This is a genomic window from Aminiphilus sp. (assembly GCF_029975095.1).
Classification (GTDB): Bacteria; Synergistota; Synergistia; order Synergistales; family Aminiphilaceae; genus Aminiphilus.
This window is the reverse complement of record NZ_JARKPW010000010.1, coordinates 1-21,855: the sequence shown is the minus strand read 5'-3', so window position 1 is coordinate 21,855 and position 21,855 is coordinate 1. Positions and strand designations below refer to the sequence as shown.

Here is a 21,855-nt window from a genome sequence, read left to right as displayed (position 1 = left end):
CACTGTCCCACCTGCGAGGAGATCAAGCGTCTCGCGCTGGAAATCGTGACCGGCGACTACGCCTCCCGCCTCGGAAAAGGAGAGCTGCTCTTCCGGGACGTCAATGTGGAGGAGCAGGAAAACGGCTGCTTCATCGAGACGTTCCAGATCTTCACCACCTCGCTCGTGCTCGCCCGGTACGACGCCTCGGGAGCCCTCACGGAGTGGAAAAACCTCTCCGCAGTGTGGGAACTGGCCTCCGACCCTGCCGCATTTCGGACCTACCTGCAGGATGAACTCGATACCATGCTCCGACGGGGGAACGGGTCATGACGCCCTTCCTTCTCGCCCTGGGGGGCGCCCTGTGGCTGGGCATTCTCACCTCGATCAGCCCCTGCCCGCTTGCGACGAACGTGGCCGCCGTGGCCTATCTCGTCCAAGGGGGAGTACAGCGCACGAAACGGGACATGTTCGTCTCCGGCGCAGCCTACGTGGCGGGCAGAACCGCCGTGACGGTTTTCCTCGGCGTGGCGGTCGTCACGGGCATCCTGGCAGTTCCCGGCCTTTCCGGGCTGCTCCAGCGCTCCATGAACAAGCTCGCGGGACCACTCCTGCTCATCGTCGGCGTGTTTCTTCTCGACCTCGTCCCTCTTTCGTTTCCCTGGTCCGGCAAAACGGAATCCCTCCGTTTTTCCCGGAACGCGGGAGGCGCTTTTCTGCTGGGAGTCCTCTTCGGCCTGGCCCTCTGCCCCGTGGCAGCGGCGCTTTTCTTCGGCGCCCTCGTCCCTCTGGCGGTGGAGCATTCCTCGCCGTTTCTCCTGCCCCTCTTCTACGGTGTCGGCACGGGGCTTCCCGTCATCGCCGCAGCGGCCCTGCTCGGCAAGGGCATTCACTCCGCCGCAACGCTCCTCCTCACCTTCTCCTCGGTGGAAAAGCTCTCCCGGGTCGTCACGGGAGGCATTTTCCTCCTCCTTGGCACCTATCTCATCTTCCGCCACGTCTTCCCCCTCCTCTGATCCTTTTTCCCGACAAAGCGGGGGGACTCTTTCCTTCCGGAATTTTCCGCCCTTCTCCAAAAGGGACATTCCGGGCTATACTCATCAGCGTTCGCGGCGCTTCCGTGCTCTTTCCGCCCAGAGAAAAACCTCTCCGCAGGGTACTCTCCGGGGGAAGAGGCGAGGGCGCGCCATCCATTCACTCCGGGGAGGATTTCTTCATGACCGCATTTCTGGAACACATTCCAGCCTTGGGAAGCCTCACGAACGCACTCGCCGTCCTTCTCGGCGGCCTTCTCGGCCTTTCGGCCCATTCCAGACTCCCCGAACGTTTCAGCACCATCACCTTTCAGGCCATCGGACTCTTCACGCTCTTCCTGGGCATCCACATGGCCACTAAAACACAGAACTTCCTCATTCTCATCTTCAGCATCGTGGGCGGCTCCCTGCTGGGCGAACTCTGCGACCTGGACGGCGTGCTCCACCGTCTCGCCGAGGGAGTGAAACGCCGCATCGGTTCCCGGGACGACAAGTTCGTCGAGGGATTCGTCACCACGTCGCTCCTCTTCTGCACGGGCTCCATGGCAATTCTCGGCGCCATCGAAGAAGGACTCGGGGGATTTCCGAACCTCCTCATGGCCAAATCCCTGCTGGACGGCATCGCCTCCATCGCTCTCGCCGCTTCTCTCGGCGCGGGCGTCCTCCTGGCGAGCGTGCCCCTTTTTCTCTACCAGGGAGCGCTCACGCTCTTCGCAGGTGCACTCCAGTCGACCCTCTCGGAACCTCTCATCAACGAGGTAAGTGCCGTGGGAGGCCTGCTGCTGCTCGGGCTCGGTATCTCCATCCTGGAGATCAAGGCGATCCGGGTGGTGAACATGCTCCCCTCGCTCCTCCTCGCCCTGCTTCTCGGCCTGCTTTTTCTCTGATCGCAGACGTTTCAAAGCGCATCGGCGGGCGACGGGGGCTTTTCTTTGCCTCCCGGGAAAGCTATAATTTTTGCGGAAAGACGATTCTGTAACGCGGGGAGGTGACGTGCGGTATGCGGACGTTCCGGTGTATTTCCTGTGGCCACCAGTTCGACGTGGAGGACAAAAAACCGACGGGACTCAAGTGCCCCAAATGCCTGAGCCGTTTTGTGGAACTCGTGTCGGGAACGCCTCTCAAGGGGAAACAGTGGGGAAGCAAATCCTACAGCGTCAAGTAGGGCGCCTTCCTCCACATACCGCCGAATCCGAACGGCAGCGCGAAAAGAGCGACACATTGAAGACAGCGACCGAAGAGACATGCAGAAGAGGGGGAGCCGTGCGGCTCCCCCTCTTCTGCATGTTTTCCACTGTCCTGGCTTCGACGCGAAACATCAGGCTTCCGGCGGAGGCTCCGTCCGTCATGCTCCGGACGTCCCGTCCCTCCGCCAGGGCGGTTCCGGGCGCATTTGCCAAGCGGAAGACGAGAACCACGGCCCCTTGGCCTTGCGCTCCGAAACACGCTCTTTTCGGCAAAAGCGCTACTTTTCGGGTCCCTTCTGCAGGGCGCCGAACCCCTCCCTCGCCATCAGGAGCGCGAGAACGAGCAGCAGGATCGAAATGCCCGCCAGCAGGTGGTTCGCCAGGTTCGCCTTGATGAGGAGCACCAGCGCCGCTATGGTGGTGACGAACATGAAGAACATGGGCACCATGACGAATCCATTGGGTTTTTTCAGGCCTCGCTTCAGCCACACGCCGAGAGCGAGGAGGGCGAGGGCCGCCACGAGCTGATTGGACGCGCCGAAGACGGGCCAGATGAGCTGCCACGCCGCCTTGCCCCCGGTCTTGTAGAACACGAGGAAGAGCGCCGCGCCGACACCGATTGCGGTGGCGGTGTACCGGTCGAGCTTCATGTCCGTGAACTCCTGCAACTGGTACCGGGCAAGACGCGTCGCCGTGTCAAGCGAGGTGAGGATGAAGGAGTTCAGTGCCAGAAGCCCCAGGGAGGCACCGACCTTGGGGTCGATCCCCACGAGCGAGGCAAACTGGCCGAGCCCCTTCCCGTAGGTCATGTTGGGGCCGCCTTCGAGGATCTTGCCCGCCATCATGACCGTTCCGATAGCGATGACCGCCACGATGCCCTCGATGAGCATGGCGCCGTACCCCACGAGCACCGCGTCCTTCTCACGCCGGATCTGCTTCGCCGTGGTGCCACTGCCCACCAGGGAGTGGAATCCCGAGATGGCGCCGCATGCCACGGTGATGAAGAGAATGGGCCAGATGAAGTCCCCCTTGGCCGAGGTGAACCCCGTGAACGCCGGGAAGGAGGAGACGTCGAACTGCTTCCCGAAGATCATGCCGATGGCGCCGATGGCGACGGAGAAGTAGAGCAGGTAGGACGCCAGGTAGTCCCGGGGCTGGAGCAGGAGCCACACGGGAAGGACTGAAGCGGCGAAGATGTACACGGTGAGAGCCACCCGCCACAGGTTGACCAGAGATGCCTTGCCCTCGGGCGTGGAGAGGTCCCTGCCGAAGGCAAAGAACTGGGGCACCCATTCAACGCTGTCCGCGTAGAAGACAGCCCCGATGACGATGGGAACCATGACGAGGGTGCTGATGAAGAGGGAGAGCCCCATTCGGTAGATGAGTACGCCGAAAATGAGGGCCATGAAGATGTAGAGCGTTCCGGAAAAGGCCACGGCGGGATCCGCGGCGAAGGTCTGGGCGGCGAGTTCCATGAAGACCGCCACCACGAGGACGAGGGCCAGCCAAGTGAAGGTAAGGAAGAGTTTCTTTCCTCTGTGACCGATCCACCGTTCCACCACTTCGCCCACGGAGAGCCCCTTGTGCCGGATAGAGGCGACGAGGGCTCCCATGTCGTGCACACCGCCGATGAAGGCGGAACCGACGAGGCACCAGATGTAGGCGGGAAGCCATCCGAACATGGCCGCCGCCGTGATGGGCCCCACGATGGGCCCCGCTCCGGCGATGGAGGCGAAGTGGTGTCCCAGAAGAACCGCCGGATGGGCGGGAACATAGTCCACACCGTCGAAATAGACCTCTGCGGGCGTTTTGTTGTCGTTGTTCAAATTGAAGACGTTGGTCAGGAATTTGCCGTACACCACATAGGCGATGATGAAAAATACCGCAGCACCGATGAACATCATGGACAACAAGGTCTTTCACCCCCCAAAAACTATGAAAACGAATCAGATGTACACACACTGCGTTTTTCCCAATCCTGCCTCTTTGAATCAGTTTAACTCCGACCTCTGCGCACGCATCACCTCCAGACGTTCATGTCCGCACGCACACCGCTTTCGCGTCCGTCTCTCTTTCTCCTCAGGCGGAAAACGGCTTTTTCCGGGCATAGGCGAGAGCCGCCTCGGAAAGCGCCACCAGATCCTTGAACTTCTTGTGTCCCCGGCCGCCGAAACGGTACCGGAACACCTCCACAAAACCGCAAAACCCCCAACGGAACGCACGAAGACGCGGTTTCGCGTCCTCTTCCTCGCCGATGAGGAGAAAGCGCTGGGTCATCACATCCCGGACGGGTTCCGTGTCGCGAAGCAGCATCTCCACGTGCGCGCCTCCCGTATGCTGCCAGACAATACGGTCGCGCGCCTCGTAGGAAGCCACCTCTCCGATGAACGATCCCTTTCGGAATGTCATGGATCGGGCCACGCCCTTCATCCCGTTCCACTGCCAAGGCTCGAACCCAAATCCGCTCCAGAATTCCGGAATCTCTTCCAGCATGGAATAAGACACGCTGTTCCTCCTCCGTTGAGCCTCTTTGCAGATCAAAAACGAACCCGCAAATATTCTACTCTTTTTAATCCTTTTCGACTAGGACACAGCCACCTCTTTCCGCGAAAAAGCTCCCGCTTTCGTCTTGTTTTGGCAAGACCTGCTCCTCTCAAATTTTGCGAAAGATATTGTACGTTACCCCCGCGATTCCACCGTCGTCGCACAAGATACTGCAAGCCTCGGCGCAAACATCGCCGAAGACACTCTCCCCACATCTCCCCCGCCGCCGGTTTTTTCGCACACGACGGCCTCCGCCGTTCGAACATACGCGGGGGTGACTGACGCTTGCAAAGAAGAAAAAAGCCCGCTATAATGGCCGTCGTTCGAGGGCGACTAGCTCAGCGGAAGAGCGCTTCCTTCACACGGAAGAGGTCACAGGTTCGAGCCCTGTGTCGCCCACCATTTGCAATGACAGGCTCCTTCTTTTCGCCTTTCGGCGCGGGGAAGGAGTCTTTGCTTTTCTCCCCCCTCAAGGACATTTCAGCATGAGGAAAGAGGAATGTGTCGTGTCCGTTGCAGCACTGAAAATCCTCTGCTCGAAAAAACCTTCATCCACAAAAACTTGACGCGCATAATAATGCGCATTATGCTACGGAGGTCAGGGGGAAGACCATGAAATCCAGCGAGATAATCAAGATTCTCGAAAAGGATGGCTGGTACTGGATAAAAACGATCGGGAGCCACCATCATTTCAAGCATCCGACAAAACCCGGAAAGATCACGGTCAAACACCCTCAAAAAGACGTTCCGCCGAAAACCTTCGGCAACATCATGAAACAGGCGGGGCTGAAATAGCCCCGCCTGCGAAAAGGAGACGAACCGGGATGAAAAAGGATGTCCGCATATACCCCGCACTGCTCTCCGAGGATGGAACACATGTCTGTGTTCGCTTTCCCGATCTTCCGGGCTGCAATACCTTTGGAAAGGACTACGTCGACGCCATCGCCAGCGCCAAGGATGCTTTGGGAGGACATTTGCTCTGCATGGAAGAAGACAACGACCCTATCCCGGCCCCCACTCCGATCAACAAACTGCGACCGGAAAAAGACGAAGTCGCCGTCCTGATCGACGTGCGCATGGACGTTCTCCGCAAAGAGGAAGCGAAAAAATCCGTCAGCAAGAACGTTACCCTCCCGGCATGGCTCAACGAGATGGCCGTGGAACACAAGATCAACTTCTCCAGCACCCTTCAGGAAGCCCTCCGGGAGAAGCTGGGAGTGTGACGACCCACGAACGGTAAGCCCCCTGGGAACGGGGAAGCAACGAGAACATCAATGGCCTCCTCAGGGAGTTCCTGCCAAAAGAAATTGTACGAACGCAGGTGACATCATGGCCTTGAGGCAGTTTTCCGTGCGTCAAGCAAAGCTTCCGGCCGGGAACCCTTTTTCTTTTTCGGCCTTCGCATGGAGTCCTTCATTTCTGATGTTTCGTCCTCTCGAACTCCCGCGCCCACGACTCCGGCACGTACCACACGGCGCGGTTTCCCGTACCCTCGAGCCTGGCGTCAGAGATCTTCCCCTGCCTGCACCATCGGCGGATCAGAGAAGCACTAATTCCTGCAATGACAGCAGCTTCGTGAGTCGTCAACTCCTTCTCCACAAGACTCTCCCCCCGTCGCAAACAAGAGTTCCGTAACAAATTCCGCCCTCTGCCTGAAGAGACGTCTCACGCATCCGACCGGAGGATATCGGCGCAAGAGTACGGATTCGAAACGGGGGCGTCGGTCACGCAAAAACCTTCCCGCTCCCCCGGCGTCGGTCCGAACGCCGCGAGAGGTCGCGGGTCCCTCTCACTCCTTCCCCTTCGCCGCAAGCGACGCGACGCCCCAGACCAACAGGCCCAGAACAAATCCTGTCGCAAGGTGCAGAATCGTCTCGGGCTCCCATTCCAGGGATGTCAGCACGATGGCGCACCCCAAAAACCCCACGCCCAACAAGAGATATTTTTTTCGCACGGGACGCGATGGACAAAGGCGTGTCCCTCCCGGAAGGACTCCTCTTCCGGGGGGTTCCCCTGTCGTTCCCGACATACGAAAACGTTGCCGGCTCCGACGCAAGAAAACTCGTGTGTCGCCGTCTCCGGCGGGAGAGGATGTCTCCGGACCAGAAACGGCCGACCGCGCTCCCCCCGGTCGCGTCGTGATTCCGTTCGGAACGGCTCACGCTCTCCCTTGCCGAAGCGGTACGTTTCGGACCGCAGGGGAACGAGGACAGTTCCTTCGCCCACCGGTTCACCTCCTTTCCTCGCCGGATATCAAAACAAAGGAAGCTCTGAATAAAGATCTTTCGCTTGCCCTTGAACTCGGGTCGCATCAGGCTCTGCGAGGCGCCCTGCGGGGCTGACGTAGCCTTATTCAGAGGTCCCCAAAGTTTCGTCTCTCCGCTCCGCTTCGTTTCTTTAAGGAAGATCTGAATAAAGGCCTCTCGTTTTCCCTTGACTCGGATCGCATCAGAATCTGCAAGACGCCCTACGGGGCTGACGCAGTCTTCTTCAGAGATTCCTCAACAGAAAGAGAATCGCGCCCGTTCGTGCGCCAGCCCAGGGAGCATGAACTGCTGTTTCTTCCGGGTTCCTGCAGCTGTCCGGGCGGCTGCCGCGCCCCTCCTCCGACTGCGTCCATCGCGCGAAGAGGAGGGGAAAGCACGGACCGCAAGGAAGTCACGACCCCCTTGTGTTCACGGAAGGGAAGCGTCTTCCTCGTCCGAGAGCACGAGGGGAAGGGTCGCTTCGAGAACGAGGGCATCCTCGCCGGATTCGGCATAATACCCTTTCTGCCGGTCCGTGGCGGAAAACCCCCAGAGTCGGTAGAAGGCGCGGGCACCGTCGTTCGACTCCCGGACCTCCAGGCGGACTCTCCGACACTCCGCTTCCTCGCCGAGAACGCACATGGCGAGGAGGAGCTGCGAGGCGAAGCCGCAGCGCCTGGCTTCGGGCAGAACAGCGAGGCGCATGACGGAAAGTACCTGTTTCCCCCAACGACAGGCACCGTATCCCCAGAGCGTCTCCCTGGAGAAGATGCCCACATAGACCGCTCCCTTGGGCTCTCCGAGGAGACGGCGCGAGGGGGAGTTTCCCAGATCCATGACAAAAATGGAACGAGGCCACGGAGAGGAGAAACACGCCGTTTCCACTCTCACGATGGCCTCGATGTCTTGTTCTCCGAGAAACATCAGGTTTCCCAGATACATGGAAATCTCTCCGCCGCAGTGTCCGTCCACCCGCGGTCCCTTTCGGGCCGCCCGGAAGGACATGCGCGGCCTTCGTCCTTTCCGGGGCTAGAGCCCCTGGAGGATGGTCTCCTCCCGGGCGGGACCGACGCCGATGAGCAGCGCCTTCACGCCGGAGAAGTCCTCCAGGAAGCGCACGTAGTTCCTGGCGTTCTCGGGAAGGTCCTCCACCTTCCGGCATCCGCCGATCTCCTCTTTCCATCCCGGCAGGGAACGGTAGACGGGCACAACCCTGTCGAGACGATGGCCGCCCCCGGGGAAGTGCTCCGTAACCTCGCCGTCCAGCTCGTATCCGACGGCGACCTGAATTTCGTCGAGCCCGGTGAGGACGTCGAGCTTGGTGAGGGCCATGCCCGTGAGGCCGTTCACACGCGCCGCATAGCGCAGGGCCACGAGATCGAGCCATCCGCAACGGCGCGGACGTCCCGTGGTGGCACCGTACTCACCGCCCTTTTCCCGGAGACGTTCACCGAGCTCTCCCTTGTCCTCCGTGGGAAAGGGTCCCTCGCCCACGCGGGTACAGTAGGCCTTGACGACACCGAGAACTCTGTCGATCCGAGTGGGGCTGACGCCGCTTCCCGTGCAGGCACCGGCGGACACGGGGGTGGAGGCGGTCACGTAGGGATAGGTCCCGTGGTCCATGTCGAGGAGGGTCCCCTGGGCACCCTCGAAGAGCACGCCCTTTCCCGCGTCCAGCGCCTCGTTGACGACTCTGGACGCATCGCCCACGTAGGGGGCGATGGACTTCCCCCAGTCGAGGGCAGTGTGAAAGAGGTCGTCGAAGGGGAGCGGATCGACGCCGCAGACTCTGGACAGGTAGAGGTTCTTCAGTTCGAGGTTCTGGCGCAGTTTCATCCGGAGCACCTCCGGATCAAGGAGATCCTCCACGCGGATGCCGATACGGTTGACCTTGTCGGCGTAACAGGGACCGATGCCCCGGTGGGTGGTGCCGATCTTGCGCCCTTTTCCCCGGAGACGTTCCTCCGCCTCGTCGAGCACCTTGTGATAGGGCATGACCACGTGGGCGGCACCGCTCACCACGAGACGCGCCCGGTCCTTACCCTTGTCCTGCAGGTCCTTGAGCTCCGTCAGAAGCTGTTCCGGATCGACCACGACGCCGTTGCCGATCACGCAGGTCTTGCCCGTGTAGAGCATGCCCGACGGAAGAAGGTGGAAGATGTATTTGTCCTTTCCGACGATGACCGTATGGCCCGCGTTGGCTCCTCCCTGATAGCGGACTACCAAATCCACCCGATCCGCCAGGGCGTCCACCACGCGCCCCTTTCCCTCGTCGCCCCACTGGGCACCAATGATGACTTCCGCTTTTCCAGGCATGTTCCATTCCTCCTCGGATTTCCTCGCGAACCGCCGGACGGCCCGCATGGGGGGAAACACATCTCCGACACGCGGAGGCATTCCCTATGTCGTTCCGGAAACGACATCTGATTGTACCCTTTGGCTTCGGGAAACACAACGATACGGCGCTCCTGCGCTATTCCACCGCACCGGCCTTCCCTCGGGGTCGCACTGCGCCGAACAGCTTCGGAATCGTGACGAACTCCACGGTGTCGAATTTCTCGAGAGCCAGGCTCTTCAGGTAGGTCAGGGTGTGGGGACGAACGTGACAGATGACGATCACCCATCCGCGCTTCTCGGCGAGGGCGACGGCTTTACTCATCTGCTTGCGCATGAATGCGTCGTCCACCTGATGATCGAGAAAAATGCTGTTGTACAGAGCAGGAAGACCGCGAGCGCGGGCCGTGGCAAAGGCGACGGAGTTGCCGATGGTTCGGCTGTCCACGAAGGGAATCCCCTTCTCCCGCAACGTGTCCATGAGCGGCCCCATAAGTTCTGCGGAGGCGGTGGAGAGAGATCCGCGGTGATTGTTGAGGGCCACTGCGTCGGGAAGCTCCTCCAGAGAACGCAGCACGGCACTCCGGATCTCCTCGGGAGTCATTCCCTCCACGATCCAGCTCTCCTTGTAGAGCCGGGATCCCTTGACGTCCGTCACGGCCTGCATGGGCAGGTGGATCATGTAGGGGATTTCCTTTTCGTCCGCGATCTTTCGCGCTTTTTCCGTCCCGCCCGCCCCGGGAATGATGGACCAGGTGAGCGGAATCTCCAGCTCCGCGAACTCCCGGGCCATGGCACCGTTGTAGCCGAAGTCGTCCACGACGATGCCCACCATGGGTTTCTTGCCGGGAACGACGAGCACGCCGTCGGGCATGTCCTCCACGACGGGCGCGTAGCGGCTGTCCTCGGGTTCGGAGGTGAGGGATCCGTCGGTCTGCGCCTGGAGTGTCGGCACAGGCGCCGCCGGTGAAACGGCACCCTTTCCGTCCCCGGACACGACGACGAAAGGGGTCGGCGACACGCGGACCGGCTCCGCGAGAGGCGGCGGTCCCTGCTGCGGGAACCGCTCCTCCCGGGGAAATCGCCCCGAAAACCAGGCCGCACCGAGAAATCCCAGTCCAAGCGCAAAAATAAAGAGCACCCCGAGCCACGCGAGCCGCATATTGCCCGTCCGTCCGCCCGAAAGAACTCCGGAATGCCGTCGTCTTCTCATCGTTTCGCTTCTTTCGTCATCCGTCAGAACTGCGGAACTCCACCATCCGCAAAAGGCACTCCGGTGGGAGGAACCTTCGCCTCCGGTGGAATTCCGTCCATTTCTCTTGCGATCAGCGCGCGGGCAGGAGCGTTTTCAGTTCCTCCACGGCGCGTTTGAGCTGTTCGTCCTTGTCGTGATCCCGATCCATTTCGCCTTCCACCAGGATGTCCGGTTCGAGCCCCACGTGGTCGATGACGCGTCCCGAGGGGTTGTAGTAACGGGCGATGGTGACGTACACACCGGAACCGTCGGGAAGGGGAAAGAGCGTCTGCACCGACCCCTTTCCGAAGCTCTTCTGCCCCACCACTTTGGCCCGTCCCCGGTCCTTGAGGGCTCCCGCCACGATCTCCGAGGCGCTGGCACTCCCTTCGTTGATGAGCACTACCAGAGGCAGTCGAGTACGCACGCCCGAACGGGCGAACAGCTCGTCGTTGGCGCGCGAGACACGTCCTTTCATGCCCACCACCAGACCGCCGTCGAGGAACATGTCCGCCACCTCCACCGCCGTATGGAGAAGCCCTCCGGGGTTGTTCCGGAGATCCAGGACGATGCCGCGCGCCTTGCTCTGCCGGGCCTGTTCGAGAGCGCTCCGCAGTTCCTCCGCGGTCTTCTGGTTGAAATGCACCAGACGTATGTAGGAAAGGTCATCCGAGAGGATCTCCGAACGGACGGACTTGATCTTGATGATCTCCCGCACGATGTCGAACCGGAGGAGCTGATCCTCCCCCTCCCGGCGGATCCATACCGTGACGGGAGTATTCGGCGCACCCCGAAGGTTCTTCACCACCTGGTCCTGATCCCACCCCATGATGACCTCGTCGCCGATCTTGACGATCTCGTCCTTGGGCTTCAGGCCCACCCGGTCCGCGGGCGTTCCCTCGATGGGGCTGATGACGAGAGTCCGGCCGTCCCGCTGCCCGATGTAGATGCCGAGACCGCCGTACTCCCCCTCCATTTCGATTTCCTCTTCCTTGAGCTGCTTGGGGTCAACGTACCGGGTATAGGGATCTCCCCAGGCGGCGACCATGCCCTTGATGGCGCCCTGGACGAGGACATCCTCCGACACGGGCGTTTCCCCATCCACCTGATAGGTCTCGAGAATCGCCCGGGCCTGCTTCATCAACCACAGGGACTGCGCCCTGAAGGGGACCATCTGGGTCAGGTCCATATTCTGGGCGGAGGCTCCCATGAGGGCTCCCACCAGCACTCCGCCGAGCACGAAACCCCCGAGCAGATCCCGCATCCGCTTCCACATGTTCGCCACTCTCACCTTCGCAAAATTTTTCATGACGCAGCCGGAACGTCGCGCACTCTCCGCGTCCACGCCGCCGGCATGTCTTCGCCCTCGGTCGCCTCTTTTTTCCGCCGCGTCGCTCTTTCTTGGCGCCCCTCCCGGGAGACGACGAGCCTCCTGAGAACGCCGCGTCACCGCCCCAGATAGCGCATGGGATCCTTCGCTTCGCCGTTCACGCGAACCTCGAAGTGAAGATGACTCCCCGTGGCGACGCCCGTGCTGCCCACGCGGCCGATCACCTGTCCCTTGGTCACCCGCGCTCCCTCCTCCACGTGCATCCGGGAAAGGTGCGCGTACACCGTGGAGAGTTCACCGCCGTGGTCCAGGATGATCACCTGGCCGTATCCCTTGAGCCACCCCGCGTAGAGGACTTCTCCCGCGGCGGCGGCCTGCACGGGATCTCCGTCCCGTCCGTCGATGTCGATGCCGGTGTGCATGATGCGCGTCCGGAAGATGGGATGCTGCCGAATTCCGAAGGGGCTGGTGATCTGCCCCCGATGCGGCCAGGAAAGCGGCCCCGACGGACGCACGAGGAGCGTATCCGTTCGCCCCGTTCTCTCCGCCTCTTCCCGTCGCTTTTTTTCCGCCAGGCGCTGGCGCTCCACGAGAAGTTTCCGGATGACCTGCTCGATCTCCTGCTGCTCCCGGGCCAATTCCTTCGCCGCGGCTTCGAGCGACCCCCGGGAGGTGCGAACCTCCTGAAGAAATCCGTTCCGTTTCTTCACCGCCGCGGCAAGGCGTTTTCGCTCCTGTTCCGCCGCAGCCCGCTGGGCGGTGAGGATCTCCTTCTGACGGAGCACTTCCTCCCGGGATGTATCGAGAAGTTTCTTGCGGGCCGCCGCCTCTTCAAAGAGGCGTTTGTCCTCCTCGGTCATTCGGTTCAGCAGATAGGCGGTCGTCATGGCCTCGTGGGTTGAGGACGCGGCGAAGAGCAGATCCAGCTCCACCATGCCTCCGTACTTGTAGAGCGCCACGACGCGCTCCCGAAGCAATCTCCGGATCGTTTCGAGACGGGCAATGGTCTCCTCGATCTGGGTGTTCAACTGGTTAAGCCGTTCCTGGACCCGGTTCTGCTTGAGCTGCAGGACGGAGAGCTTCTGCTGGGCCACCCCGATGTCCTCGGTGAGCTTGCCGAGCTCCGCCAGAAGATCCCGTTCCTTTCCCGCGGTCTCCTTGATCTTACGCTGGTGGAAATCGAGCTGCCTCTGGATGATTTCGAGGCGCTTCTCCTCAACGCCGATTCGCCGCTCCAGTTCTGCGAGAGACTCCGTCTCGGCAAAGCAGGAATTTCCAGGCAGGGACAGAAAGAGAAGCAGAAACGCCAGGAAAGCCACCGCACAACGGATGCCGCAGGGCACCTCTCCGGGGCCGGGCAAGCTCCCCCCGGAACACCTTGGGGAGTTCATCGTCCTTCCATCGGAAGGGATCAGGGTTTTCCGCACGCCCTCACCATCCTCCCGCCTCGGATCTTCACCTTCGCCGCCCCTACTCTACTACATCGGCCGAAGCGCCCGGCGGATGAAGCGCTCCACGGCCATCCAACTGCTGATCCATCCCACCGTGATGCCGCCTCCGAGGAGGATGAGCCCCAGCCGGAGAAGCATGGAGGGGTCCCGAAAGAGCTGCACGAAGGGAAGCGTGGCCTCCACTCCCCGCACGAGGGCCTCGTAGCCTCCTCCGATGAGCAGCGACGCTCCGAGGGCGCCCCCCATGCCGAGGAGCATGCCCTGGAGAACGAAGGGCAGCGCCACGAAGGTGGGCGTGGCCCCCACGAGGAGCATCACCCCGATCTCGTCCCGCCTGGAGTAGATGGAGATGCGGATGGTGTTGAAGAGCACCAGGGCGCTCGCCGTAACGGCGATGACGAGGACGAACATGGAGAACCGCGTTGCGAACCGGGAGACCCGGGCGAGCTTGTCCGCCAGACCTCCCGCGTAGATCACGTCATCCACTTCGGGCATGGCGAGGAGTTCCCGGGCCACGGAAGGTGCCAGAACCGCCCGGGCGAGCCCGATCTCCAGGCTCGGCGGAAGGGGATTCTCCCCCAGGATGGTGAGCGCCTGGGCATGTCCCTTGAGACGCGTCTTGAGTCGTTCCATGGCTTCCGCCGTGGTGACCCACCGGACGGAGGCGACTCCGGGAATCTTGTGGGCCTTGTCGGCCACGGCCTGGAGCTGCGCCTCGTTCTTGACGTAGGCCTGCACGAGAAGCTCGCTCTCCACTCTCGCCACGAGATAGCGGGTGTTCAGCATGAACAGTGCGCTGCTGCCGACGAGAAAAAACACCGCCACGGCGGTGAAGAGCGTGAGCAGCGAGAGCCCCCAGTGACGGAAGAGCAGTCTGTTCGTGTCGCGAAGAACGTACCTAAAAGTCCCCATCCAGTTCGTACCTCCCCCGCTTCTCGTCCCGGACCACCCGTCCCATGTGCAGTTCCAACACCCGCTGCCGATAGGCATCGACGAGAAACTGGTTGTGCGTCGCCATGAGGACCGTCGTTCCCGAGGCATTGATGGAGAGCAGGAGTTGCATGATCTCTTCCGCGGTATGCGTATCGAGGTTTCCCGTGGGCTCGTCCGCCACGAGAAGACTCGGGGCGTTCACGACGGCCCTTGCGATGGCGATGCGCTGCTGTTCACCTCCGGAGAGCTGCGGAGGGCGAAGAAAACGGCGGCGCCACATGCCGACTCGCTCCAGCACCTCTCCCGGCCGTTCCTTCACCTCTGCGGGAGGAACGCCGATCACATCAAGCACGAAGGCCACGTTTTCCATGGCCGTGAGATGCGGCAGGAGTTTGAAGTCCTGGAAGATCACCCCCAGATCCCGCCGGTAGAGGGCCAGATCGAAGGCGCTCATCTTCCTGAGGTTGTATTCCCCCACCGCGATCTGTCCTTTGGTAGGCATGACTTCCCGCGTGATGAGACGAAGGAGTGTCGTCTTTCCCGATCCCGTCTGCCCCACAAGGTAGAGGAACTCCCCCTTCGGGACCGTGAGATACACGTCCTCCAGGGCCCGGATGTCGGGCTCGTACAGTTTCGTCACTCCCGAAATGCGAACATCCATCAGCTTCTCCTCCGCAAAGCCCACACCTGCGCCGCGGCACCGACGATCTGCTGATGGGTCAATGCGTAATATTCGTGCAACTCCCGAGCGCTTCCGCTCTGGCCGAAGACATCGTCCATCCCGACCCGACGGAGCGGAACGGGGTATTTCTCGCAGAGCACCTCCGCCACGGCGCTGGCGAGGCCTCCGTGCCGGCTGTGCTCCTCCGCGACCACACAGGCTCCGGTGCGACGCACCGAGGCGAGGAGGATCTGTTCGGGAAGGGGCTTGACGCTGTAGCACTCCACCACTTCCGCCTGGACCCCCTGCTTGGCGAGCACATCCGCCGCTTCGAGAGCCTCGAAGACCATCATACCACAGCAACAGACCGTCACATCCGTCCCCTCGCGAAGAAGCCGTCCGCCCCCGATCGGGAGAGGGCCGGAGGAACGGTGTTCCTCCCGGTCCGTCACGCTCCGGGAGGAAACGTCGCACCGCAGGTAGACGGGACCGGGCATGCGGAGCGCCTCTGCGAGCAGGTCTCCGAAGAGGCGCTCGTCCGAGGGAACGAGAACGGTCATGCCGGGGATGCTCCTCGCGAGGGCAAGGTCCTCCACCAGTTGGAAGACCGCGCCGCACTCCCCCCGAAAAAGCCCCGGTGCCGTGCCGAGAAGCACCACCGGCAGGGACGGAACGGCCAGGGCGTTGCGGATCTGGTCGTAGGCCCGGGACAGGAGCAGGGGCATGCCGGGCCCCAAAAGAACCCGGAATCCCTCCAGGGCGAAGCCCGCAGCGGCGAGCACCACCGTCGCCTCCGAGGCGTCCAGAGAAACGTAGGCATCAGGGTGAGCTTCCGCGAAGGCCGCAAGGGCACCGTTCCAGGGGGAGAGCAGCGGAAACGTTCCGTCCACCACAAGCAGGCGCTCCACCCGCTCCGCGAGTCCGTCGAGAAGGCCCCCGGGATCTCCAGGACCTTTCATTTCAGGATGCCTCACAGGAACTCCTCCTTCCCGGAGGAGTGGAAAACGTCCGTGCGGAACGACGCATCTTCCGAGGCGCTCTCCTCCTGCGGGGTGGTTCCGCTTCCGCCGCCTCTTCTTTCCAGCTCCCGCAGAGCACTGTCGAGGCGGGGGCGGGAGAAGACCGGCCGCCCCTCCGAAGCGACATCCCGGTTTTCCTCGGCGGAAACGCCCTTCCCGTAACGGGTCCGGAGAAACAGCACTCCCGGAACGCCGCAGGATGCACCTCGCACGGAAGAAACGGCCGTCCCGTCTTTTCGTTCCGGAGTGGAAAGCGCCGCAAATCCCTCTTCGACGGAGGCGAAGTCGTGCCCGTCTCCGACAGCGGCTTTCCAGCCCAGGTCGCGAAAACGCGACGCAAGCCGCTCCATCTCTTCATCCCTGCACGGTTCGGTCTTCCCGTTCCAGCCGGGACAGTTCACGACCACCCGGAGACCGCCCAGAGCATCGTCCCGGGCGGCGACGCGGGCCGCATCCCAGACACATCCTTCCCGCAGCTCCTCCAGATTCATGCAGCAGAACACCGCCGGCACATACGAAGCGGTCTCCTCTCCGGACATTCCGGAGGCGGAAAAGGCGCCGTCGCACCGCCGCTTCCCGAGGGCCATGACCATGCCGAGGGCGATTCCCAACCCCTGGCCGGGAGGACCGCCGGGGGCGTCCACCCCGGGAGTCCTTCCCGGGAAAGGCATTCCCTGGAGCACTGCTCCCAGGCGGGAGAAGCTCCACAGTTCGTCCCGGGAGAAAAATCCCTTTGCCGCAAGCACCGCATAGAGGGCGGGCCCGCCGAGACCGTCGCTCAGGACGAACCGATCTCGAAGCGGATTTCCGGGATCCGTCGGAAACGTGCGAAGCACCTTCCAATAGAGGTACACCAGAACGTCCACAAGGGAGAGGGCCAGGGCAGACTGCTCGCTTCTCGCGAGGGAAATCATGCGCACCACATCCTTGCGGATCTCCAGAGCCGTTTCCTCCAGGAAATGTCTACATCGGTCATCCATCGCCGGACTCCACCCCCAACAGGTTCCACGCTTCTTCAAGGCGTTCCGCCACTTCCGCGGCTCCGCTCTTTGTACCACAACGGCAGGGCTCGGGAAACGGTATTTTTCCTTCCCCGTACCAGCAGGCCATGTCCCGGCTCCGGGCAAAGGCCTCCACTTTGGGGTCGTAGGGAATGGCCGTGACGGCCCGGCAGAACATGGCCGAGAGCATCACGAAATGCAGGCGCATCCCCACGGCAAAGCGCCCGGCGCACCAGGCTCCGGAGGCATCGCCCAGGGAGCGCACCCGCAGGATGTGGCGACAGGGAAGGATCCCCTGGGTCGTGAAGGAGGCGAGCAGTTCCTCATCCTCCCTGGCGAGGGCCACGCCCACCACGGGGAGCGAATAGGCCCGGGCCAGCTCGGCGCAGGCCCGGGCGGCGCGCAGGGGAAGTTCGTCCTTCCAGGGGCGGAGATTCACCAGGAGCGCCTCCTCGCCGGGGCATTTCCGCACGTCGAGGGAGAGCACCGGATCGGGCACGAGCGTTCCCTCAAGGTTCCACGCACGGAGCAACTTCAGGGAGGGCTCGTCCCGAATGCCCCGATAGGCGCAGAGACGGAGCGCGTTTTCGGTCAGCCTCGCTGCGGCGGACCTTCTGAAGGGACCGACGGACTGTCCGAACGCCCAGGGGCGACACCCCACCCGTGCGGCCAGGCGCACCACCGTCCAATAATAGAGACAGGAGCGGAAGCTCGTGGCATCCTGAAACAACCCCCCGCCGCCCAAAAGAAGCGTCTCGCTCTCCCGGAAGGTCTTCCACAGGGTGGCGAGGTTCCACCGCTGCACGCAGGCCACGCCGAACTCCTCCGTGCTCCGGGAGGGATCCGCGGAAAGAAGCACCATCCGCTCCCGGGAGATGCCGAGAAGCTCCAGACTCCGGATCAACGCCGCCGCGAGCAGCTCGTCCCCGAGATTGCCGAAGCCGTAGTAGCCCGCCAGGGCGACATCGAACCGGCGGCGCGACCTCGTTCTCTTCCGCGGCGCGTGCTCCCCGCCGTCCGTCATGGCGCTCCGTTCCTCCTGCGAGGTCACTCGAAGAAGGCCCCCCGGGCGTGCCGCCACAGGGGAAAGGCCACCCAGCGGAACAGTGCCGCAAGGACCGCACCGAGGAGAAGCCCTGCCCAGAGACCGTTCCCCACTCGCCAGAGGGTGAAGAAGATCGGCGTGTGGAAATGGCAGAAACTGTTCAGCGCCGAGGAGAAGGCGAACACCGAGGCGAGACGTAGCGCCTCGCGGTAGTCGGGCCAGATGTCCATGCGCCGCACCACATACCAGAGCACCAGTGCGGGATAGCCGATAAAGAGTTCTTTGTTTCGGGGACGGGCCACAAGAAGTCGCTCCAGAGCATCCCGGAGCGTCACCTCCCAGCCGGGAACGAGGTTCACGTTGTCACTCCGGAGAGCCAGAAACGCCGCGCCCAGGAGCATGAAGCCGATGAGCGCCAGCTCACCCCACCGGGAGGGGCGCCCCAGCACCTCTCCCAGCGACTCCGGATGCTCGCGCCGCTTCAGATCGTGAAAGAGAATCAGCGCGGGGGGGAGCAGCAGAGTGGCCTTGACCCCCGAGAAGGTGAGAAGGCGGAGCATGTAGAGCGGAACGCCGTAGAAGGCCGCGATGGACAGCCCTCCCGAGACGAGCACGAAGACCGCCTGGACGATCCCCAGATGAGGCTTCCGCCAGCCGTCCAGCGCGAAGAGGGTGGCGTCGGTGACCACTGCGACCGCACAAAGCGCCCCGAGCATCTTCGCCAGAAGGGGAACCTTCCACGCCGCCGCGCCGAGGCCGCCGGCGAGCAGAAGGAGCACCACGAAGCCGAAGGGGCTGAGCACGCTCTCCTCGGAGCGGCGCAGGCGCCAGAGATAGTTCATGCCGCAGAAGACGAGGAGGAGCGCACAGGCGACGGCGGCGAGGAGGGACTGCCCCCACCGGCCGTAGGTGACGGGCCACCCCGTCTCGTAGCCGCCGTTCCTGAGTCCCTCAGCGATGCGGCGCACGTCGTCCTCGAATTTCAGAAAGCGCTCCCCCGATTCGAGGAGATAGGGACGCAGTAGAAGAAGACGCACCGACCGCTCCTTTGCTGCGCGGAGCATGCGCTCCACCATGACCCCCCGGGATACGCGCTTGCTCAGTACCTCGTCCTGGGTGACGCTATGCAGCGGCAGGAGATCCGGAAAGACATGCCAGTCCAGCGCCGCACCACCGAGCTGCCGGGAAAACTCCACCTGGGCGGCGGCGAGTTCCTTCTCCTTCAGCAGCGCCGCCAGGGGCAGCAGGTCTGGATAGCCCGCAACGACGGCCCCCGAGGGAGCGATGCAGCGGATCTGGGCGTTCGCCTCCACCACGCCCCGGGCCAGGGCGGCCACGTTCTCGGCAAGAACACCCGGCGCCATGGCGGGACGATAGACCACCGGCACGGCCAGGCGGCGTGTTTTTGCGAGCCCCTCCAGGTCGGGGAGAACCCCCGCGGCGAAGAGGTCCGCGAAAGACTGGGGCAGAACGAGGATGCGCCCCGCCGCGTTCCGCACCGAGACGAGCTCCGGGAACTTCAGGCGGGCGAACTGTTCGGCCTCCTCGGCCAGATCCTCCTCGCCCAAAGGAATCCAGAGCGTTCCCCTGTCGGAGGGCAGGGATTCCAGAGAAACCGGAGCGGGTGCCTCGGCACCCCCCGGTGCCGCGTCCTCGGGAAGCCCTGAAGAAAGCGCCGCCGCACGGACTTCGGGCGGAAGCTGGGCCAGGGGACCGTACCAAAGAGGAAGCGGTCCCTGGGCGAGTTCCTCGCCGGTGAACTCTCCCACGAGGAACCCCGTGAACCCCACCACCTGGAGCCGGGCCAGCGCCGCTTCGAAAGGAAGATGCTGTTCGAGGCTCATGGCCTTCATGTCGCGATATTCCGCGAGAATGCCCACTTTCCGGCGCCCCATCTCCGCGCTCCACCGGGGAATGAGCCCCTGGAAGGCGAGGGAGAAGGCCAGACCGACGGCGAGAAAGAAGAGTATGCGTCGATTCACGGCATTGCCTCCATTCTCCATTGCTGGGACAGGTTCCATCCGCACTCGTCAAGAAGGACGCTGAGGCGGTGGAGCGGAAGACCCACCACGTTGAAATAACATCCAGAAATGCGCTCCACGAGCAACGCGCCATGTCCCTGGATCGCATAGGCGCCGGCCTTGTCGTCTCCCTCTCCGGTGGCGACATAGGCGTCCACCGCCGCGTCGTCCAGGGGGCGGAAGGTCACCTGCGTGGACTCCAGAGCGGAACGTTCGCACTCCTCCCCGACGAGGGCGATGGCGGTGAGGACCGTGTGCTCCCTTCCCGCAAGCGTCCGCAGCATACGCCGTGCGTCGTCCCGATCCCGGGGCTTGCCGAGCACCGCCTCCCCGAGCACCACCACCGTGTCGGCCCCGAGGAACACCGCCCCGGCACACTCCCCTTCCCGACGCATCCGGTCGGCCACGGCCTTCGCCTTGGCCGACGCCAGACGGAGCGCCATGGCTCCCGGCGTCTCACCATTCCGGGGCGTCTCATCCACTTCGGCGACTCGAACCTCGAAGCTCCAGCCGAGTTCCCCGAGCAACGCCCTCCGGCGGGGGCTCGCCGAGGCCAGCACCAATTTTCTCACCGGACCAGCCACAATCCCACCATTCCTCCCAGAAGCGTTCCCAGATTGACCTGAAAAAAAAACTTGAACCCGAAGGTGACGAAGATCAGATCCACCGTCTCCACATGCAGCCCGGGAGCGGCAAGGGTGCGGAAATACGGAGCCAGGAGGGAAATCCGCTGACAGAAGATTCCGAGCACCGTTCCGAGAATAGCCGCCAGAAGCAACAGACCCCAGGTACGCCGCGTCGCCGCCATGGCACTTCACAGCCTCCCCACGAGAGAAAGCGCCACCGCAACGCTTCCGAGAAGCGCACAGTAGAGAGCGAACCAGCGAAGTCGCCCCGCCAGAACCACCCGCCGGAGCACCACGAGCGCCGCGTAGCCCGAGACGAAGGCCACAAGAGCCCCGGGCAGCCACCCCTCGGGAAGATCCGCCAGAAACGCCGTCATTCCGCCCAGATCGCGCACCTGGAGCAGTGCCGCTCCGGCGATGGCGGGCAAAGAAAGCAGAAAGGAGAAGCGGAACGCCTCCTCCCGGGAGAGCCCCAGAGCCTGCCCCGCCACGATGGTGGAACCCGATCTGGAAATTCCCGGCACGGCGGCCAGCCCCTGCACGAATCCGACCCAAAGCCCGACGCCGACGGAGGCCCTCCGGGGCGTCGCACCCTCCGGGCCGGTCTCCCCGGAGGGCCTCCGCCTCGTTCCGAATTCCAGGAGCGACGCAGTGACCAGAAGGGCGCACCCCACGACAAGGGGTGAGGCGAAAAGACGCTCCACCGTGCTTTTGAGGGGAAGCGCCACAGCCACCGTGACCAGCGTTCCCGCAAGCACCGCCCATCCATAGCGCCAGCCGGGACGCTCCCGCCGGGACGGCGAGAACCATCCTCCGAACCAGTCCGCCGCGACGGCGCAAAGTTCTTTCCGGAAAAAGAGGAGCGTCGCCGCCATGGTCGCCACGTGCAGCAGCAGATCGAAGGAGAGCGAGGGCTCCCGCCAGCCGAGGGCGGCCTGGGCGAGCACCAGGTGGGCGGAGCTGCTCACGGGAAGGAATTCCGTCACACCCTGGAGCAGACCAAGAAGGATCTCGTGCCACATCAGGACGCAGCCTCCTTCTGGCGGATCTTCGCCATGTCGAGGGAGATGAAGGCCAGGTTGTGGGCGTGATCGCCGATGCGCTCCAGATTACTCAGGATGTCGATGAAGACCACCCCCGCGTCGGGAGAACAGACCCCTTCATTGAGGCGCTGGATGTGGCGTTTCCGCAGGCGCTTCTCCATGGCGTC

General features: G+C 63.0%; 23 protein-coding genes and 1 tRNA gene. 7 read left to right on the top strand and 17 right to left on the bottom strand.

Features of this window, described 5'->3' with window-relative positions:
• From Q1K49_RS00675 to Q1K49_RS00660, 4 genes are all read left to right on the top strand, one after another.
• Window positions 1–312: nitrophenyl compound nitroreductase subunit ArsF family protein (locus Q1K49_RS00675; RefSeq protein WP_300521593.1), on the top strand; the 312-nt coding region annotated here is incomplete at its 5' end.
• Window positions 309–995: an aromatic aminobenezylarsenical efflux permease ArsG family transporter gene (locus tag Q1K49_RS00670; RefSeq protein ID WP_300521590.1), complete on the top strand. Its 687-nt coding sequence runs from the start codon at window positions 309–311 to the stop codon at window positions 993–995. The genes Q1K49_RS00675 and Q1K49_RS00670, both read left to right, overlap by 4 nt.
• A 200-nt stretch (window positions 996–1,195) precedes the next feature.
• A complete protein-coding gene (locus Q1K49_RS00665) occupies window positions 1,196–1,900 on the top strand; it encodes a DUF554 domain-containing protein (protein WP_300521587.1) in 705 nt (234 codons plus the stop codon).
• 113 nt (window positions 1,901–2,013) lie between these two features.
• Window positions 2,014–2,178, top strand: a complete 165-nt coding sequence (locus Q1K49_RS00660) for a hydrogenase expression protein HypA/HybF (protein ID WP_029165832.1) — start codon at window positions 2,014–2,016, stop codon at window positions 2,176–2,178.
• A gap of 300 nt (window positions 2,179–2,478) precedes the next feature.
• Here the strand turns inward: Q1K49_RS00660 and Q1K49_RS00655 are convergent, their stop codons facing one another.
• Both Q1K49_RS00655 and Q1K49_RS00650 read right to left on the bottom strand, forming a co-directional pair.
• On the bottom strand, window positions 2,479–4,104 hold the full coding sequence (locus Q1K49_RS00655; protein ID WP_300521596.1) for a carbon starvation protein A: 1,626 nt from the start codon (window positions 4,102–4,104) through the stop codon (window positions 2,479–2,481).
• 175 nt (window positions 4,105–4,279) lie between these two features.
• A complete protein-coding gene (locus Q1K49_RS00650; protein ID WP_300521581.1) occupies window positions 4,280–4,705 on the bottom strand; it encodes a hypothetical protein in 426 nt (141 codons plus the stop codon).
• A 366-nt stretch (window positions 4,706–5,071) separates the two neighbouring features.
• Between Q1K49_RS00650 and Q1K49_RS00645 the strand changes: the two genes are divergently transcribed.
• The 3 genes from Q1K49_RS00645 to Q1K49_RS00635 all read left to right on the top strand — a co-directional run bounded on the left by Q1K49_RS00645 (window position 5,072) and on the right by Q1K49_RS00635 (window position 5,967).
• Window positions 5,072–5,146, top strand: a tRNA-Val gene (locus Q1K49_RS00645).
• Between the two features lie 210 nt (window positions 5,147–5,356).
• On the top strand, window positions 5,357–5,539 hold the full coding sequence (locus tag Q1K49_RS00640; protein WP_300521578.1) for a type II toxin-antitoxin system HicA family toxin: 183 nt from the start codon (window positions 5,357–5,359) through the stop codon (window positions 5,537–5,539).
• Window positions 5,540–5,568: 29 nt separating this feature from the next.
• Complete coding sequence (locus Q1K49_RS00635; protein WP_025745501.1) at window positions 5,569–5,967, top strand: type II toxin-antitoxin system HicB family antitoxin; 399 nt, start codon at window positions 5,569–5,571, stop codon at window positions 5,965–5,967.
• 1,452 nt (window positions 5,968–7,419) lie between these two features.
• Here Q1K49_RS00635 and Q1K49_RS00630 read toward each other — a convergent pair.
• From Q1K49_RS00630 to Q1K49_RS00560, 15 genes are all read right to left on the bottom strand, one after another.
• Window positions 7,420–7,995, bottom strand: coding sequence for a GNAT family N-acetyltransferase (locus tag Q1K49_RS00630; RefSeq protein WP_300521574.1), 576 nt, complete (start codon window positions 7,993–7,995; stop codon window positions 7,420–7,422).
• Window positions 7,996–8,019: 24 nt separating this feature from the next.
• Complete coding sequence (locus Q1K49_RS00625) at window positions 8,020–9,306, bottom strand: adenylosuccinate synthase (protein ID WP_300521571.1); 1,287 nt, start codon at window positions 9,304–9,306, stop codon at window positions 8,020–8,022.
• Between the two features lie 157 nt (window positions 9,307–9,463).
• The gene (locus Q1K49_RS00620) at window positions 9,464–10,537 is read right to left on the bottom strand and encodes a divergent polysaccharide deacetylase family protein (RefSeq protein WP_300521569.1); all 1,074 of its coding nucleotides are present in this window, start codon (window positions 10,535–10,537) and stop codon (window positions 9,464–9,466) included.
• Window positions 10,538–10,649: 112 nt separating this feature from the next.
• The gene (locus tag Q1K49_RS00615; protein WP_300521566.1) at window positions 10,650–11,834 is read right to left on the bottom strand and encodes a S41 family peptidase; all 1,185 of its coding nucleotides are present in this window, start codon (window positions 11,832–11,834) and stop codon (window positions 10,650–10,652) included.
• A gap of 170 nt (window positions 11,835–12,004) precedes the next feature.
• On the bottom strand, window positions 12,005–13,315 hold the full coding sequence (locus Q1K49_RS00610) for a peptidoglycan DD-metalloendopeptidase family protein (protein WP_300521563.1): 1,311 nt from the start codon (window positions 13,313–13,315) through the stop codon (window positions 12,005–12,007).
• Between the two features lie 51 nt (window positions 13,316–13,366).
• Window positions 13,367–14,251 carry a permease-like cell division protein FtsX gene (locus Q1K49_RS00605; protein WP_300521562.1) on the bottom strand — a complete coding sequence of 295 codons (885 nt, stop codon included), beginning with the start codon at window positions 14,249–14,251 and terminating at the stop codon, window positions 13,367–13,369.
• Window positions 14,238–14,933, bottom strand: coding sequence for an ATP-binding cassette domain-containing protein (locus tag Q1K49_RS00600; protein ID WP_300521560.1), 696 nt, complete (start codon window positions 14,931–14,933; stop codon window positions 14,238–14,240). Before Q1K49_RS00600 ends, Q1K49_RS00605 begins: the two co-directional genes overlap by 14 nt.
• Window positions 14,933–15,907 carry a transketolase C-terminal domain-containing protein gene (locus Q1K49_RS00595; protein WP_300521558.1) on the bottom strand — a complete coding sequence of 325 codons (975 nt, stop codon included), beginning with the start codon at window positions 15,905–15,907 and terminating at the stop codon, window positions 14,933–14,935. The genes Q1K49_RS00600 and Q1K49_RS00595 overlap by 1 nt, the downstream gene beginning before the upstream one ends.
• Window positions 15,904–16,932, bottom strand: a complete 1,029-nt coding sequence (locus Q1K49_RS00590) for a transketolase (protein WP_300521557.1) — start codon at window positions 16,930–16,932, stop codon at window positions 15,904–15,906. The genes Q1K49_RS00595 and Q1K49_RS00590 overlap by 4 nt, the downstream gene beginning before the upstream one ends.
• A complete protein-coding gene (gene csaB, locus Q1K49_RS00585) occupies window positions 16,925–17,977 on the bottom strand; it encodes a polysaccharide pyruvyl transferase CsaB (RefSeq protein ID WP_300521555.1) in 1,053 nt (350 codons plus the stop codon). Before csaB ends, Q1K49_RS00590 begins: the two co-directional genes overlap by 8 nt.
• 23 nt (window positions 17,978–18,000) lie before the next feature.
• The gene (locus tag Q1K49_RS00580) at window positions 18,001–19,980 is read right to left on the bottom strand and encodes a DUF5693 family protein (protein ID WP_300521553.1); all 1,980 of its coding nucleotides are present in this window, start codon (window positions 19,978–19,980) and stop codon (window positions 18,001–18,003) included.
• Window positions 19,977–20,603: a Maf family protein gene (locus Q1K49_RS00575; RefSeq protein ID WP_300521550.1), complete on the bottom strand. Its 627-nt coding sequence runs from the start codon at window positions 20,601–20,603 to the stop codon at window positions 19,977–19,979. The genes Q1K49_RS00580 and Q1K49_RS00575 overlap by 4 nt, the downstream gene beginning before the upstream one ends.
• A complete protein-coding gene (locus tag Q1K49_RS00570; protein ID WP_300521548.1) occupies window positions 20,588–20,827 on the bottom strand; it encodes a hypothetical protein in 240 nt (79 codons plus the stop codon). Before Q1K49_RS00570 ends, Q1K49_RS00575 begins: the two co-directional genes overlap by 16 nt.
• Before the next feature lie 6 nt (window positions 20,828–20,833).
• Window positions 20,834–21,667: an undecaprenyl-diphosphate phosphatase gene (locus Q1K49_RS00565; RefSeq protein ID WP_300521546.1), complete on the bottom strand. Its 834-nt coding sequence runs from the start codon at window positions 21,665–21,667 to the stop codon at window positions 20,834–20,836.
• Window positions 21,667–21,855 (bottom strand): PhoU domain-containing protein (locus Q1K49_RS00560; protein WP_300521544.1); only part of this gene is annotated, 189 nt, incomplete at its 5' end. The genes Q1K49_RS00560 and Q1K49_RS00565, both read right to left, overlap by 1 nt.